A 16,212-nucleotide genomic window follows, 5' to 3' on the forward strand; every position below is an offset into this window, starting at 1 on the left:
GCGCGACCGACCGGTCCAATCGCAACGAAGTCAACGGCAGCGACGCAGAGATCGGGCCGACAACTCTCGCGGAGCGGCCGGCCCGATCGATGTTCGTTTCGTTACAGGTACTGGCCCGTGTTCGACTCCGTGTCGATCGCGCGGCTTGCACTGGCGTTCTTGCCCGTGACGAGAGTGCGGATGTAGACGATCCGCTCACCCTTCTTGCCCGAAATACGTGCCCAGTCATCAGGATTGGTGGTGTTGGGCAGATCCTCGTTCTCGGCGAACTCGTCGACGATGGAATCGAAGAGGTGCTGCACACGCAAGCCCGGAGCACCGGTGTCGAGCACAGACTTGATCGCGTACTTCTTGGCGCGGTCGACGATGTTCTGGATCATCGCCCCCGAGTTGAAGTCCTTGAAGAACAGAACTTCCTTGTCGCCGTTGGCGTACGTGACCTCGAGGAAACGATTCTCTTCGCTCTCCGCGTACATGCGATCGACGACGCGAACGATCATCGCCTTCAAGCAGGCAGTGCGATCTCCACCGAACTCGGCGAGGTCGTCTGCATTGATCGGCAGACCGTCCACCAGGTACTTCGAGAAGATGTCCTGAGCCGATTCCGCGTCGGGGCGCTCGATCTTGATCTTCACGTCCAGTCGGCCGGGACGCAGGATGGCCGGGTCGATCATGTCCTCACGGTTGGAGGCGCCGATGACGATGACGTTCTCGAGCCCTTCCACGCCGTCGATCTCGCTGAGCAGCTGCGGAACAACCGTTGTCTCGACGTCGGAGGAGACTCCCGAACCACGGGTACGGAAGATCGAGTCCATCTCGTCGAAGAAGACGATCACCGGCGTGCCCTCGGACGCCTTCTCACGAGCACGCTGGAAGATCATCCGGATGTGACGCTCGGTTTCGCCGACGAACTTGTTCAGAAGTTCCGGGCCCTTGATGTTCAGGAAGTAGGACTTGGCGTCCTTGCTGTCCTGACCGCGAGCTTCGGCGATCTTCTTGGCCAACGAGTTGGCGACGGCCTTGGCGATGAGCGTCTTGCCGCAACCAGGCGGACCGTAGAGCAGTACACCCTTCGGCGGCCTCAGCGAGTACTCGTGGAACAGATCCTTGTGGAGGAACGGGAGTTCGACGGCATCACGGATCTGCTCGATCTGACGCCCGAGACCACCGATGTCGTCGTAGTGAACGTCCGGAACTTCCTCGAGAACCAGATCTTCGACCTCGGCCTTCGGGATGCGCTCGAAGGCGTACCCGGCCTTGGTGTCGACGAGCAACGAGTCACCCGGACGCAGTTTCCTGGTCGGAGAATCGGCGTCGTACGCGATGATGTCGGCTTCGGGGTCGGCGAAGACGGCCGCCAACGGTGCTGCGAGCCAGACGATGCGCTCTTCGTCGGCATGGCCGACCACCAGTGCGCGCAAGCCGTCGTCGAGTACCTCACGGAGCGTGCTGATCTCACCGACCTGCTCGTAGGTGCCGGCCTCGACGATGGTGAGTGCCTCGTTGAGGCGAACCGTCTGCCCGAGGGCGAGGGTGTCCGTGTCGATGTTCGGTGAGCACGTCAACCGCATCTTGCGACCCGACGTGAACACGTCGACGGTCTTGTCCTCGTGTACCGAGAGAAGGACTCCGTAACCGCTCGGCGGTTGACCGAGTCTGTCGACTTCTTCACGAAGCGCGATGAGCTGCTGACGGGCCTCTTTGAGGGTGTCCATCAACTTGCTGTTTCGGATGGACAACGAGTCCACCTTCGACTCCAGCTCACGCACCTGCTCCGGCGATTGTGCAAGTTGTCGGCGCAGTACTTGTGCTTCCACTCGTAGCGCGTGGAGTTCTTCTGCTGCCGCAACCGAATCCGGGTTCTCTGTCGAGCTCATGTGCGTCTCCTCCCAGTGCGATCCATCAACGCTACCGGCATAAGGCCCCAACTGTCGCCAGACACGGTGCGCGAGTGCGAATTCACACCTGCGCGCGGACCGTGCCGACTGGTCTCGAGCCAGAATTTGATCATGTTAGCCTTGCCTACAAGATGGAGACAGCGCCTGTCTCTCTTTACAACGAAAGGTAACGCTGTGATCATCCGCAAGACTCTCATCAGCGCTTGTGCTGTCGCTGCCGTCCTGACCATGGGTGCATGCAGCTCGGACGACAACAAGGATTCGACGGCTGCAAGTTCGACTTCCGCCGCCGCCTCGAGCACCACGGCCAAGGCCTCGGCTTCCGCCACGACGTCAGCTGCCGCTGCCGCAGCGGCTCCGACGGCCGAGGAGCTCAACGCTTCGCTCGTCGCTCTGATCGATCCGGCCAAGCCGATCGAGGAGAAGACCGCTCTGGTGGTCGACGGAACCAAGCGTCAGGCCAACATCGAGACGATGAGTGCTGCGCTGGGCGGTAACCCTGCCTACGCGATCACGTTCAACGTGGACAACGTCAAGGTCGACGGTCAGACCGCAACCGCAGACGTCGCCGTCGTCAGCCCGCACGGCGCCGCCCCGGCCACCCCGTGGACCTGGGAGCTCGAAGACGGCTCCTGGAAGCTGTCCGACACCTCGGCATGCGTGCTCCTGGAAATGGGCCGCGCTTCCTGCACCGCATAACTTCCAGCTACGACAAGAGCGGCGATCCGGATACCGGATCGCCGCTCTTGTTGTTTTCGTGTGACTACTTGGCCGCGGTGTTCGAGCCCTTGCCCGCACGCCGCTGCGGCTTCGGGGTGACGGTTCCTTCGGCGAGACGACGAGCACTCACGAGGAACGCGGTGTGGCCTTGCATCCGATGTTCGGGCCGCACCGCCAAACCGACGACGTGCCAACCGCGCACGATCGATTCCCACGAGCGGGGCTCGGTCCAGCATTCTTGCTCCCGCATCGCCTCGACGACCTTCGAGAGCTGAGTAACGGTCGCGACGTAGACGATCAACACGCCGCCCGGCACGAGTGCCTTCGAGACGGCGGGCAGGACGTCCCACGGGGCCAGCATGTCGAGGACGACGCGATCGACCTTGCCTCCGTGCGCTTCCGGATCGAACTCGGCGAGATCGGCGATGGTCAGTTCCCAGTTCGGCGGACGTTCCCCGAAGAAGGTCTCGACGTTGCGAACCGCATGTTCGGCATGATCGTCGCGGACCTCGTAGGAGATGACCTTGCCCTCGGGTCCGACGGCACGCAGCAGCGAACATGTCAGTGCGCCGGAGCCGGCTCCGGCCTCGAGCACGCGTGCTCCGGGGAACACGTCGCCTTCGTGGACGATCTGAGCTGCGTCCTTCGGGTAGATGACCTGGGCACCGCGCGGCATGGACAGCACGTAGTCCACCAGCAGGGGGCGCAGTGCGAGATAGGGCGTGCCGTTGACCGACTTGACGACGCTGCCCTCGTCGGCACCGATCAGATCGTTGTGAACGATTCCGCCCTTGTGGGTGTGGTATTCGCGGTTCGCCTCGAGAACGATCGTGTAGTGGCGTCCCTTGCCGTCGGTCAGCTGTACTCGGTCGCCGACGCGGAACGGACCTGACGGCCGCTTGCCCGGCGCAGTGAGATCAGCTTCTGGAAGCTCTTGTTCGGGAATCTCGGCGACAGCGGACTGCACAACCTCATCCACTTCGGTCGTGCCTTCTTCTGGTTGCAGCTCGTTCGCCATGCGCAGATGATCCCTGTTCGCTTGTTTCCGGTGTCCTCGCCACCGGCTCCGACGGAGTTGTCGGACCAACCGCATAGCCTGCCAGGTGTGAGCTCTGTCGAATTGCCAACCCCCACTCCAACGGGTGCAACATCACACGAGCGCCCGCGTAGTCGGCCGGCGCTCTCTCCGTCTCGGGCGGGTGACTACAAACAATGCCCCCTGCTCTATCGCTTCCGAGCAGTCGACAGAATTCCGGAAACGCCAACCAGAGCCCAGGTCAGAGGCACCGTCGTACACGCGGCACTGGAAGCACTGTTTGCACTCCCGACCGGTCACCGGGTTCCCGATCGCGCCGCCGAACTCGTCCGTCCCGCGTGGGAACGTGTCAGTGCCGAGTCTCCCGAGGCCGCTGACCTTGTTCCGGAGGGCGAGCTGGATTCGTTCCTCGACGAAGTCGGCAAGCTCGTCGCGACGTACTACACGCTCGAAGATCCCACTCGATTCGATGCCGAGGCGTGCGAGGTCTACGTCGAGACCGAATTGGAGAACGGCGTTCGACTTCGCGGCTTCGTCGACCGGATAGACGTTGCACCGACGGGTGAGGTGCGGGTGGTCGACTACAAGACCGGAAAAGCGCCTCGCGAGTTCACCGAATCCAAGGCGCTCTTCCAGATGAAGTTCTACGCGCTCGTACTGCTGCGCACTCGCGGAATCGTTCCCGCACAACTGCGCCTGATCTATCTGGCCTCCGGCTCGATTCTCACGTACGCCCCGGATCACGACGAGCTCATCCGATTCGAGCGAACCCTCTCCGCCATCTGGAAAGCGATCCTCGCAGCAGGTGCGACCGGAGACTTCAGACCCAAGCCTGGCAAACTGTGCGACTGGTGCGATCACAAGTCACTGTGCCCCTCGTTCGGCGGAACACCTCCGCCGTATCCAGGTTGGCCGGACCTGCTGAGCACCGAACCTGTTGCTGCAAAGGAGAATTCATAACATGACGGACAGTTCGTACTACCGCTACCTCGGAACGACGGAGGAAGGGCACGAGCGGTTCGCGAGCACGCAGGCAACTGTCAGCATCTGGGGCCCGACACTGCAGCACGGCGCTCCCCCGTCGGCGCTGTTGGTACGAGCCCTCGAGCGGTGCGGTGCGCGCGACGAAACCCGTCTGACGCGCGTCGTCGTCGAGATTCTCGGACCGATTCCGATTGCCGACCTCGAAGTCCGGTCCTGGATCGAACGACCCGGTCGCCGAATCGAATTGATCGTCGCCGAACTGTGGGCAACCACCGCCGATGGAACTGCACGCGCGGTTGCGCGCGGTACGGCGTGGCGGATGGAGACGGTGGATACCGGCGACGTCGTCCACGTAGTCGATCCCCCGCTCGAACCCCGCGACAGCGGCACCCCGGGCGTTCTCGAGGGTCTGTGGAGCGTCGGCTATCTCAAGACCCTCGACTGGTCCTGGATTGCTCCAATCGGATGCGTGGGAACCGGCAAGGTATGGGCGCGCCCCAAGCCAGAGCTGGTCGAGGGTGAGAAGATGTCTGCTCTCGAGCGTTTGTTCGCGGTGGCCGACATCTCAAACGGGGTCGGCGCCAAGCTCGACCCGGAGCACTGGACGTTTCTCAACACAGATCTCACGGTGCATATCTTCCGTGTGCCCGAGGGAGAGTGGGTCGGTGTCGCCGCCGAAACCACAACGGGTCCGGACGGCGTCGGCATGTGTGCGGGCGTGCTCTACGACGAGCAGGGTGCCGTGGGCCGTATCGCCCAGACTTTGCAGATTCGCGCCCGTTCCTGATTTCCAGGAACGGGCGCGAATGCGCGTAAATCTATTCAGGCAGTGATCAGAAAGCGCGTACCGAGCGGATGTTCGACGCGAGGATGGCCTTGGCACCGAGTTCGGCCAAGGCATCCATCACCTGGTTGTGTCCCTTGATCGGGACCATCGCGCGAACCGCGACCCAGTCGGGATCGGCCAACGGTGAGAGCGTTGGCGACTCCATACCCGGAGTCATCTTGATGGCGTCGTCGAGGATGGTGCGCGGGCAGTCGTAGTCGATCATCAGATTCTGCTGCGCGAAGACAATTCCGCGAACGCGTTCGATGAGCTGGTTGCGGGCGGGATCGTCCTGCGGAGCGCCGGTGCGCTCGATCAGGACACCTTCGGAATCGCAGAGCGATTCACCGAAAGCCACGAGGTTGTGTTGGCGGAGAGTACGGCCCGATCCGACCACGTCGGCGATCGCGTCGGCGACGCCGAGCTGAATCGAGATTTCCACTGCTCCGTCGAGACGGATGACGGTGGCGTCGAGTCCGCGATCTGTGAGGTCCTTACGGACCAGGTTCGGGTACGACGTTGCAATGCGCAGGCCGGACAGATCCTCGACGGCCCAGTCCTTGCCGGCCGGTGCTGCGTAACGGAACGACGAACGGCCGAAGCCCAGTGACAGACGCTCGGATACGGGAGCACCCGAGTCGCCGGCGAGATCACGACCGGTGATGCCGAGATCCAGCTCACCGGAGCCGACGTAGATCGCAATGTCCTTGGGGCGCAAGAAGAAGAACTCGACCTGATTGGCCGGATCCAGGACCGTCAGGTCACGGGAATCGGTGCGTCGACGGTAGCCGGCCTCGCTGAGAATCTCGGCGGCGGACTCGGACAGTGAGCCTTTGTTGGGAACTGCTACGCGCAGCATGGTGGATGTCCTTTCGGAAGGTGTGGGTGACGTGAGACGACATGAATCGGAAGCCCTGGACGAGCGAGAGGGAGTACACCTCGCTGGTCAGCTCCGATCACAGATGTCGGTACACGTCCTCGAGGGTCAGTCCGCGACCGACCATCAACACCTGCGTCCAGTACAGCAGCTGGGAAATTTCCTCGGCGAGCTGCTCATCGCTCTGGTATTCCGCAGCGATCCACACTTCACCGGCTTCCTCGATGACCTTTTTGCCCTGAGCATGCACACCGGCGTCGAGGGCGGCGACAGTGCCGGACCCCTCGGGGCGAGTAGCAGCGCGCTCGGTCAATTCGGCGAACAAGGATTCGAAGGTCTTCACGGGTAGCCATTCTTTCACGAGGACGGAAGCGGTTTTCACACGCCCACGAACAGCGGTGTTCACAGGCCTGCGTCGAGGCTGCGCGAACTCACGAACCTGCGGGTCTGCCCGGTGATCGGATCCGGGTACTCCAACGCTCGCGCCAACAATCGCAACGGAGTCGAGAAGTCACCGGGCACTGCGGGCAGATACTCCGGATAGTAATTGTCACCGACGATCGGGACGCCCAGCGAGTTGAGGTGCAGCCGAAGCTGATGGGTCCGGCCGGTCCGTGGGAGCAACCTGTATCGCCCGAGCGTCCGGCCCGCCGAGTCGGTGATCACCTCGATCAGTTCGATCGAGGTCTCACTGTTCGGCTCGCCCGCGATTTCGGTAGCCGTCATCTCGCCGTGAACTTTGTTGATGCGGCTGCGCACCGTGCGAGGGAAAGTCAGTTCCGGATCGAAGCCCGCAATCGCCTCGTACTCCTTGACGATCCGCTGCTCGGCAAAAAGTTCCTGGTACGGCCGTCGTAGGTCCGGTGTCACGGTGAACACGATGACACCCGCCGTCATCCGGTCGAGGCGGTGAACTGGCGCAAGATCCGGAAGGTCCAGGTCACGACGCAGGCGCACGACTGCGCTTTCGACAATGTGCGCTCCCCGTGGAATGGTCGCCAGGAAGTGCGGTTTGTCGATCACGAGAATCGAGTCGTCGCGGTACAAGATCTCGATCTCGTGCGGAACCGGAATCTCGGGGGCCGGCTCGCGGTAGAAGTACACGAACCGGGTCGGCTGATAGGGCGTTCGGCTCGTGATCTTCCGCCCGTGCTCGTCGACGACGTCCCCGGCGCTGACGAGGTCCGCCCACAGGTCCCGCTCCCCGGGATGCTCGCCGACCAGGTGCTCGAGGACGGTCCGCGCCGACGACTCCGCCGGCATCCGCAGCCGGTCAGGTCCGAGACCATTTCGGATCGGCAACGGAGCCTTGGGCACAGCTCAGTCCTGCTCGAGGTCTGGTGAACAACTCTCGCAGAGCAATTCGAGGGTTCGGCCGTCGCCGTCGATCCGGTTGCGGTACCGCGGGGTCGGAGTACCACAATCGACACACACGCCGAGTGTCTTGGCTTCGGATGAGAACTCGATGTTCATCCGCTTGTCGAACACGTACAGGGAACCGTCCCAGAGGCCGCGGTCGCCGAAAGTCTCGCCGTAACGGACGATTCCGCCGTCCAACTGATAGACCTCGTCGAAGCCACGTGAGCGCATCAGCGAAGACAACACCTCACAGCGCACTCCGCCGGTGCAGTACGTGACCACGGCTTTGCCCTTGAGATGGTCGTATTTGCCACTGTCGAGTTCGTTGACGAAATCCCGAGTGGTGGCGACGTCCGGAACTATCGCATCTCGGAAACGGCCGATCTCGGCTTCGAAGGCATTGCGCCCGTCGAAGAACACGACGTCGTCACCGCGAGTTTCGACGAGTTCGTGTAGTTCCTTGGGCACCAGGTGAACTCCTCCGCCGACCACACCGTTCTCGTCGACTTTCAGCTCGTCTGGGGCACCGAACGTCACGATCTCCGAGCGTGCCTTGACACTCAGACGAGGGAAATCGTTCCCGAGGCCGTCCGACCACTTGATGTCAGCGGTACGGAAGGGTTCGTAACCACGCGTACCACGGACATATCGCTTGACATCCTCGATGTCTCCGCCGACCGTCGCGTTGATCCCGTGCGGCGAGACGATGATCCGGCCCGTCAGGTTGTTGGACTCGGCCAGGCTGTGCTGCCACAGCTTGATCGCTTCCGGGTCCGCCAACGGCGTGAACTGGTAGAAGAGAACAATTTTCGGAATAGCCACAGCAAATCCAGCCTAACGTGCCGCGCTCGAGTGAACGTCGTGAAGATCGTGAATGGACAAGTCCAACAGGGACTCTCGAAACACGCGTCCAGGGCCGGCGGGGACGTCGACCTCACACGGAACGACGAGCACCGCGCAACCCGCAGCGCTGGCCGACGCCGTGCCGGTCGGCGAGTCCTCGATCGCGAGGCACTGCGCCGGCTCGAGTCCGAGCAGATGCGCGCCGCGCAGGTACGGATCCGCTGCCGGTTTCCCGTTGGGGACCTCGTCGCCACACACCGAATGGTCGAAGAACTCACGGCCGAGCATGCCGAGTGCCCGATCGACCAGAACTCGCTCGGTGTTGGTGACCAGTGCAGAACGCAGACCACCGTCACGCACGGTCGACAGTGCGTCGCGAGCACCCGGCCGCCAGGTCACGCCGTCCTCGAAAAGATCGCCGACGCGGGTGTACATCCAGTCCTTCGCCTCGGCGATGGCATCGGGATGCTTCTCCAGGCCGAGAGCGTCGAACACCGTCGCAAGGGCGAAGGGGCTCGACGCACCGATGACGGCAACGCGTGTCGCTTCCGTCATCGGTCCGCCCAGGCGTAGGGACAGCTCACGAAGCGCGATGTCCCACAGCTTCTCCGAATCGAGCAGGGTGCCGTCCATGTCCCACAGGACACCACCGAGCGTTGATTCGGATACTTCGGTCAACAACTCAGACATTGAAATACTTTGCTTCCGGGTGGTGCAGGACAAAAGCGTCCGTGGACTGCTCGGGATGCAGCTGCAGCTCCTCGGACAATTCGACGCCGATTCGTTCGGGTTCGAGCAACGCAACCAACTTGGCTCGATCCTCGAGATCCGGGCACGCGCCGTATCCGAACGAATAACGAGCGCCGCGGTACTCGAGATCGAAGTAACCGGCAACCTCGGTGGGATCCTGCTCCGCGACGGTGTGACCCTCGGGAAGCACTAGCTCTTCACGGACGCGTCGATGCCAGTACTCGGCCAGAGATTCCGTGAGTTGGACACCGATTCCGTGAACCTCGAGGTAATCGCGGTACGAGTTCGATGCGAACAACTCGTTGGCGAAGTCCGCGATCGGCTGACCCATCGTCACCAACTGGAACGGGAGTACGTCGACCTGCCCGGTGGCCTCGGCGTCCTTGCGCGAGCGAACGAAGTCCGCGATGCACAGGAAGCGGTCGCGGTGCTGGCGCGGGTAGGTGAACCGGAACCTTTCGGGTGCATCCGGTTTCGGCTCGGTGAGCACGATGACGTCGTCGCCCTCCGAGATCGCCGGGAAGTACCCGTACACGACCGCGGCATGCGCGAGGATGCCCTCGGACGTCAACCGATCGAGCCAGTACCGAAGTCGCGGACGGCCTTCCGACTCGACCAATTCCTCGTACGTCGGACCGTCGCCCTTGCGCTGACCGCGAAGGCCCCACTGGCCGAGGAAAAGAGCGCGCTCGTCGAGCAGCCCCGAGTACTCGGACAGCGAGATTCCCTTGACGATGCGCGAGCCCCAGAAGGGAGGTGTCGGCACCGCGATGTCGGCTGCGACATCGGAACGCTCCGGCAGGACCACGGGAACCGCTGCAGCCTTACGCTTTTCGGCGATGCGCTTGGAACGCTCGTGACGTGCCTTACGCTCGGCAGCCTTCTCGCGAGCAGCGATGGCCTCCGGGCTGTCCGGCGCCGGGCCGCCACCACGCTTGGTCGTCATGATCTGGTCCATCAAGTTCAGACCCTCGAAGGCGTCGCGGGCATAGCTGACGTCGCCCTCGTACACCTCCTGCAGGTCGTTCTCGACGTAGGAGCGCGTGAGCGCCGCACCACCGAGCAGAACCGGGAACTTCTCGGCGACTCCGCGTGCGTTGAGTTCCTGGAGGTTTTCCTTCATCACGACAGTGGACTTCACGAGCAGTCCGGACATGCCGATCACGTCGGCTTTCTTGTCCAACGCGACGTCGAGGATGGTCGCGATCGGCTGCTTGATACCGATGTTGACGACCTCGTAGCCGTTGTTGCTCAAGATGATGTCGACCAGGTTCTTGCCGATGTCGTGAACGTCGCCCTTGACGGTCGCGATCACGATGCGACCCTTGCCGTCCTCGTCGCTCGCTTCCATGTGCGGTTCGAGGAATGCCACGGCAGCCTTCATGACCTCGGCCGACTGCAACACGAACGGCAACTGCATCTGTCCGGAGCCGAACAGCTCGCCGACGGTCTTCATGCCCGAGAGCAAGGTCTCGTTGATGATGGCCAGCGGAGGCTTGATCGTCATCGCCTCGGTGAGGTCGTCGTCGAGGCCGTTGCGCTCGCCGTCGACGATGCGGCGTTCGAGCCGGTCGAACAACGGAAGTCCCGCCAGTTCCTGCGCACGGGACTCGCGCGCCGACGCAGCCGAGACACCCTCGAACAGAGCCATCAGCTTCTGCAGCGGGTCGTACCCCTCGCTACGACGGTCGTAGACGAGGTCGAGTGCGGTTTCACGCTGCTCGTCAGGAATTCGGGCCATCGGCAGAATCTTGGAAGCATGAACGATCGCCGTGTCCAGACCTGCCTCGGTGCACTCGTGCAGGAACACCGAGTTGAGAACCTGCCGTGCGGCCGGGTTCAAACCGAACGAGATGTTCGAGATACCCAGGGTGAAGTGGAGTTCCGGGTACGCAGCCTTGAGCTGACGGATGGCTTCGATGGTCTCGATGCCGTCGCGTCGCACCTCTTCCTGACCGGTGGAGATGGGGAAGGTCAAGGCGTCGACGATGATGTCGGACTCGGCGAGTCCCCAGTTTCCCTTGATGTCCTCGATCAGACGCTTGGCGATGGCGACCTTCGTCTCGGCGGTGCGAGCCTGGCCCTCTTCGTCGATGGTCAGGGCGACGACCGCCGCGCCGTGCTCCTTGACCAGAGTCATGATCTTGTGGAAACGCGATTCGGGGCCGGCGCCGTCTTCGTAGTTGACGGAGTTGACGGCGCAGCGGCCACCGAGGTGCTCGAGGCCGGCTTGCAGCACGGCAGGCTCGGTGGAGTCGAGCATGATCGGCAGCGTCGAGGACGTCGCCAGGCGGCTGGCAAGTTCCGACATGTCGGCGGCACCGTCGCGGCCCACGTAGTCGACGTTGAGGTCGAGCATGTGTGCGCCGTCGCGGGTCTGGTCCTTGGCGATGTCCAGGCACTTCTGGTAGTCCGCGGAGAGCATCGCCTCGCGGAAAGCCTTGGAGCCGTTGGAGTTCGTGCGTTCGCCGATCATCAGGATGCTGGCGTCCTGCTCGAACGGCACCGCCGAGTACAGCGAAGAGGTGCTCGGCTCGTGGATCGGCGTGCGCTGGGCCTTCTCGACCTGACGAACCGCGTCGGCGACCGCGCTGATGTGCTCGGGCGTCGTACCGCAGCAGCCACCGACGAGGCCGAGTCCGAACTCGGAGACGAAACCACTGAGGGCTTCGGCCAATTCGTCGGCAGTCAGCGGATACTCGGCACCCTTGGGGCCGAGCTGCGGCAGGCCGGCATTGGGCATGACCGACACCGGCAGCGTGGAGTACTTGGACAGATGACGGAGATGTTCACTCATCTCGGCCGGCCCGGTGGCACAGTTCAGACCGATCATGTCGATACCGAGTGGCTCGAGTGCCGTCAGCGCCGCACCGATCTCACTGCCCAGGAGCATCGTTCCGGTTGTCTCGACCGTCACGTGCGTGATGATCGGCAACCGCAGTCCGAGTTGCTCCATCGCACGCTGGCTGCCGAGGATTGCAGCTTTCACCTGAAGCAGGTCCTGGCAGGTTTCGACGAGGATGGCGTCGGCGCCACCGTCGATCATGCCGAGCGCAGCTTCGGTGTACGCGTCACGCAGGACTGCGTACGGTGCGTGTCCCAGGCTGGGGAGCTTGGTTCCCGGTCCCATCGAGCCGAGTACGAATCGGGCCATGCCGTCGCGGCCTGGTCCCATCTCGTCCGCTACTTCACGGGCGAGAGCAGTGCCTTTTTCCGCGAGTTCGCGGATCCGGTGAGAGATGTCGTAGTCGGCGAGGTTGGGCAGGTTGCAACCGAAGGTGTTGGTCTCGACGGCATCGGCACCAGCGGCGAAGTACGCACGGTGGATGTCTTTGAGCACGTCGGGACGGGTGTCGTTGAGGATCTCATTGCACCCCTCGAGGCCGAGGAAGTCGTCCAGGGTGAGGTCCGCGGCCTGCAACATGGTGCCCATCGCTCCGTCGCCGATGACAACGCGCTGTTTCAGCGCATCAAGCAGGGCAGAGTTAAATGGGGCAGACATGCCGTCCAGAGTAGTGGGCGCACCGACAAGCTCTGGCCGTAGGCTGGGTGGGTGAGTCCAAGTGAGTTCCCCGTCACTCCCGACGGCCCGGTCGATTTCGATGATTCCGCGGCCTTCGAGAGCCCTGACGGCTTTGCCGTCGACAGCAGCGACCGCCTCGAGGGCGACATCCCTGTCCTACGTGATCCCATCCTCGTTGCAGCTTTCGAGGGCTGGAACGACGCCGGTGACGCAGCCAGCGGTGCGGTCGAACATCTCGAGCTGATCTGGGATGCCCAGCCGCTCGCCGAACTCGATTCAGAGGACTACTACGACTATCAGGTCAACCGCCCCACAGTCCGGCAGGTCGACGGTGTCACTCGCGAAATCGTTTGGCCGGCAACACGTTTGTCGGTCTGTTCGCCTCCTGGCAGCGAGAGCGACATCGTCCTGCTTCGCGGGATCGAGCCCAACATGCGGTGGCGCAGTTTCTGCGAGGATCTGCTCGAGCTGATCGACCAACTGAACGTCAAGACGGTCGTCATCCTCGGCGCCCTGCTCGCCGATACTCCGCACACCCGACCGGTCCCGGTGACGGGCACGGCCTACAGCAGTGAATCCGCCGCCCGATTCAACCTGGAACAGACGCGGTACGAAGGCCCGACGGGCATCACCGGGGTTCTTCAGGACGAGTGCGTTCGTGCTGGTGTACCCGCTATTTCGTTCTGGGCGGCGGTTCCGCACTACGTCTCGCAGCCACCCAACCCGAAGGCCACAGTGGCCCTCCTTCAACGAGTCGAGGATGTTCTCGACATCGAGGTCCCACTCGGGGAGCTCCCGGCTCAGTCGGAGGATTGGGAGGAAGCGGTCAACGAAATGACCGCGGACGACGAGGAAATCGGCGAATACGTGCGCACCCTGGAAGAACGGGGAGACGCCGAAACCGACATCAGCGAAGCAATCTCCAAGATCGACGGCGATGCCATCGCCGCGGAATTCGAGCGCTACCTCAGACGGCGAGGCCCCGGCAGCTTCGGACTGTGAGCAAGAACACTCCAGAAGAAGGTGGAAGTACGCAGCGCCCACTGCGCCTCCGGCTTCAACTGATCGCGCTGTACGCCGGCGGGTTCCTCGGCCCGTTCGGCGGCGGCGTGGTTGCTTCGATCCTTCCCGAGATCGGTGACGATCTAGGGGTCGGTCCGTCGGCGGCCGCCTCTTCCCTCACCGCGTACCTGCTCCCCTTCGCCGCTCTGATGTTGGTGTCCGGGACGCTCGGGACGCGGTGGGGCAAGGTTCGGACGGTGCGCATCGCATACGGCGTCTACGTCCTCGCGTCGTTGGCATGCTTCCTCGCCCCGACACTCGAGATCTTCCTTGCCGCCCGGGTACTGCAGGGCTCCGCGAACGCATTCACCACGCCGCTACTGCTTGCCTCGTTGGCGGCCGCAACACCGCAGGCACGGCTGGGTCGAGCCCTCGGAGCCTTCGGCGCTTTCCAGGCCGCAGGGCAGTCGTCGGCTCCGTTGATCGGCGGACTGGCGGCCGAATTCGACTGGCGTCTGGCCTTTCTCGTCATCGCAGTGGTCGCGGGCATTCTGGGAGCCGTTGGACTTCCGAAGTCCGAAGCACCGGCAGCGACCACTCCCGCCCGTCTCCGCGATGCATTACGCCCCGAAGTGCTCCGCATAGGTATCGCTGCATTGCTCGGCTGGGGCGCCCTCGGTGGACTGAGCTTCCTGCTCGCCTTCCGCTTCGAAGACGAGTTCGGGCTGTCCCCCACCGTCCGCGGCCTACTGCTCACCGTCTTCGGCGTGGCCGGCATCCTCTCGGCCCGGCGCATCGGAATCCTCATCGATCGCATCGGCGCACGCTCCTCCGTGATGATCGGCGCCCTGGGCGGAGCAGTTCTGGTCTCCGTCGTCGGCCTTGCCGGCTTGGTGCCGGTGATCGCGATCGCATGGTTTGTCGCAGGCGTCGCGAGCCAGTTCGTGCTGGTCGGCGTCAACGCGGCGGTCCTCGGATCCGCGGGGCCGAACCGTGGCGGCGCCGTGTCCGTCGTCCAAGCGATGCGCTTCGGCGGCGCCGCTCTTGCTCCCCTGGCCCTGACACCGATTTACGACTCTTCGCCTGCCGCGAGCTTCCTGATCCCCGCACTACTGCTCGCCGTCGTCGCTCCCCTGATCATGCCGAAGCAACGCTGATCGATCTCGGCAATTTCGAATTTGAAGTTGTGTAGGTAGTGAGTTTCTCGGCGAAAGCGACCACCGTTGTCGCGAGGCTGTCAGGGCGAACATTATTCGGCAAATCTTGTGTTTCCGTCGTCGACAGATATTGATACCATTGGAACATGAGCGAATCTGAGTCGGAACCGGAACGGCCGATCGACATTTTTCGGCGATCGGTTGCCGTCATCGAAGAAAATTTGCCTCCTACCTGGTCTTTGTCGACGCAGCGCTCCCCCGACCTGTCCGAGGCGCCACTCCGACTCGACCTCCGCTCCCCTGACGGCTCGGTGGCCAAATTCGGCGTGTACGCCGCTCACGGTGTCCTGAGCAGCGACGTTCCCGGTATCGCCGATCGCTTCCCCACCGGTCAATCGGGCTTCGTGTGCGCAAAATATCTGTCCGAGCCGGTTCGCCGGCAGCTCGATTCCCACGCGATCTCGTACGCAGACGCCACGGGCAACGTGTCGTTGACCGCTGATCGACCCGCCGTCTGGGTGCGTGGACGCGGAGCCGACGCCGATCCGTGGCGGGGGCCCGGACGTCCTTCCGGACAGTTGACAGGCGATCCGTCAGCTCGCGTTGTGCGAGCGCTTGCCGATTTCGCGGCGCCACTGGCGATCACTGCCTTGGTGCGCCTGGCCGGTGCGTCGACGGGAGCAACCTATCGGGTGGTTCAGACACTGTCGGATCGTGAACTGGTGACCAGGCTCCCCCGCGGTGGGATCGGTGACGTCCGCTGGCCGAAGATGCTTCGTGAATGGGCGGCTGAGGCCGGGGCCAAAGCGCCGACGCCTCACGGCTTTCACGCGCCGGACGGGTTGGAAGCACTCTTCGATCAACTGCGTCAGCTCAGCGGTCACATCTACGCCGGTACCGCCTCGGTGGCCGCCGCACCCTTTGCTCGGTACGCGCCCACTCGACGTGCCCACTTCCATGCCGACAACGTCGATCAGTTCGCCGACGCTCTCGGACTACGGCGGGTGGAATCCGGCGGTGACGTGTGGATCACCGCTCCCCTCTCACCGTCTGCCTTCGACCGATTGCTCACCCGCGACGGCATCCGCATCGTCGCCCCCAGCCAAGCGTTCGCCGATCTGCTGGTCGGCCCGGACTCCGACGAGGCGGCGGCCGAGCACCTGCTCACATGGATGATCGAGAACGAATCGCAGTGGCGACGCGCCGCATCCCCTGCTACGGATCGCCCGTAGGAAAA

General features: G+C 63.3%; 14 protein-coding genes. 6 read left to right on the forward strand and 8 right to left on the reverse strand.

Annotated elements, in window-relative coordinates; translation table 11 throughout:
* Positions 1-101: 101 nt before the first annotated feature.
* On the reverse strand, positions 102-1,877 hold the full coding sequence (gene arc, locus RA302_RS15075; RefSeq protein WP_003944870.1) for a proteasome ATPase: 1,776 nt from the start codon (positions 1,875-1,877) through the stop codon (positions 102-104).
* Between the two features lie 195 nt (positions 1,878-2,072).
* Here arc and RA302_RS15080 point away from each other — a divergent pair, with 195 nt between their 5' ends.
* Entirely contained in the window at positions 2,073-2,597 is a 525-nt protein-coding gene (locus RA302_RS15080; protein ID WP_003944789.1) for a hypothetical protein, read from the forward strand.
* A 64-nt stretch (positions 2,598-2,661) separates the two neighbouring features.
* On the opposite strand, the gene RA302_RS15085 is transcribed toward RA302_RS15080, so the two are convergent.
* Positions 2,662-3,585, reverse strand: coding sequence for a tRNA (adenine-N1)-methyltransferase (locus tag RA302_RS15085; RefSeq protein ID WP_007729892.1), 924 nt, complete (start codon positions 3,583-3,585; stop codon positions 2,662-2,664).
* Between RA302_RS15085 and RA302_RS15090 the strand changes: the two genes are divergently transcribed.
* Together RA302_RS15090 and RA302_RS15095 are read left to right on the forward strand one after the other, a co-directional pair.
* On the forward strand, positions 3,553-4,614 hold the full coding sequence (locus RA302_RS15090; RefSeq protein ID WP_003944992.1) for a RecB family exonuclease: 1,062 nt from the start codon (positions 3,553-3,555) through the stop codon (positions 4,612-4,614). The two genes, RA302_RS15085 and RA302_RS15090, sit on opposite strands and share 33 nt — an antisense overlap.
* Before the next feature lies 1 nt (position 4,615).
* Positions 4,616-5,425, forward strand: coding sequence for a thioesterase family protein (locus RA302_RS15095; protein ID WP_065352494.1), 810 nt, complete (start codon positions 4,616-4,618; stop codon positions 5,423-5,425).
* A gap of 46 nt (positions 5,426-5,471) precedes the next feature.
* Here RA302_RS15095 and hisG read toward each other — a convergent pair whose 3' ends face one another.
* The 6 genes from hisG to metH all read right to left on the reverse strand — a co-directional run bounded on the left by hisG (position 5,472) and on the right by metH (position 12,795).
* Positions 5,472-6,323 (reverse strand): ATP phosphoribosyltransferase, encoded by an 852-nt coding sequence (gene hisG / locus RA302_RS15100; RefSeq protein WP_003944905.1) that lies wholly within the window; start codon positions 6,321-6,323, stop codon positions 5,472-5,474.
* Positions 6,324-6,420: 97 nt separating this feature from the next.
* The gene (locus RA302_RS15105) at positions 6,421-6,702 is read right to left on the reverse strand and encodes a phosphoribosyl-ATP diphosphatase (protein WP_174519490.1); all 282 of its coding nucleotides are present in this window, start codon (positions 6,700-6,702) and stop codon (positions 6,421-6,423) included.
* A 41-nt stretch (positions 6,703-6,743) separates the two neighbouring features.
* On the reverse strand, positions 6,744-7,658 hold the full coding sequence (locus RA302_RS15110) for a pseudouridine synthase (protein ID WP_007729895.1): 915 nt from the start codon (positions 7,656-7,658) through the stop codon (positions 6,744-6,746).
* A 3-nt stretch (positions 7,659-7,661) separates the two neighbouring features.
* Positions 7,662-8,522, reverse strand: coding sequence for a rhodanese-related sulfurtransferase (locus RA302_RS15115; RefSeq protein ID WP_338477218.1), 861 nt, complete (start codon positions 8,520-8,522; stop codon positions 7,662-7,664).
* Positions 8,523-8,534: 12 nt separating this feature from the next.
* Positions 8,535-9,233 carry an HAD family phosphatase gene (locus RA302_RS15120; protein WP_007729900.1) on the reverse strand — a complete coding sequence of 233 codons (699 nt, stop codon included), beginning with the start codon at positions 9,231-9,233 and terminating at the stop codon, positions 8,535-8,537.
* Positions 9,226-12,795: a methionine synthase gene (gene metH, locus RA302_RS15125; RefSeq protein WP_214925684.1), complete on the reverse strand. Its 3,570-nt coding sequence runs from the start codon at positions 12,793-12,795 to the stop codon at positions 9,226-9,228. The genes RA302_RS15120 and metH overlap by 8 nt, the downstream gene beginning before the upstream one ends.
* A gap of 168 nt (positions 12,796-12,963) precedes the next feature.
* Here metH and RA302_RS15130 point away from each other — a divergent pair, with 168 nt between their 5' ends.
* The 3 genes from RA302_RS15130 to RA302_RS15140 all read left to right on the forward strand — a co-directional run bounded on the left by RA302_RS15130 (position 12,964) and on the right by RA302_RS15140 (position 16,207).
* Entirely contained in the window at positions 12,964-13,818 is an 855-nt protein-coding gene (locus RA302_RS15130) for a PAC2 family protein (RefSeq protein WP_223257810.1), read from the forward strand.
* 41 nt (positions 13,819-13,859) lie between these two features.
* Entirely contained in the window at positions 13,860-14,975 is a 1,116-nt protein-coding gene (locus RA302_RS15135; RefSeq protein WP_164490617.1) for an MFS transporter, read from the forward strand.
* 146 nt (positions 14,976-15,121) lie between these two features.
* Complete coding sequence (locus RA302_RS15140; RefSeq protein WP_007733759.1) at positions 15,122-16,207, forward strand: hypothetical protein; 1,086 nt, start codon at positions 15,122-15,124, stop codon at positions 16,205-16,207.
* Positions 16,208-16,212: the final 5 nt, after the last annotated feature.

The sequence above is a fragment of the Rhodococcus sp. DN22 genome (genome assembly GCF_036669995.1).
In the GTDB taxonomy this organism is placed as follows: Bacteria; Actinomycetota; Actinomycetes; order Mycobacteriales; family Mycobacteriaceae; genus Rhodococcus_F; species Rhodococcus_F erythropolis.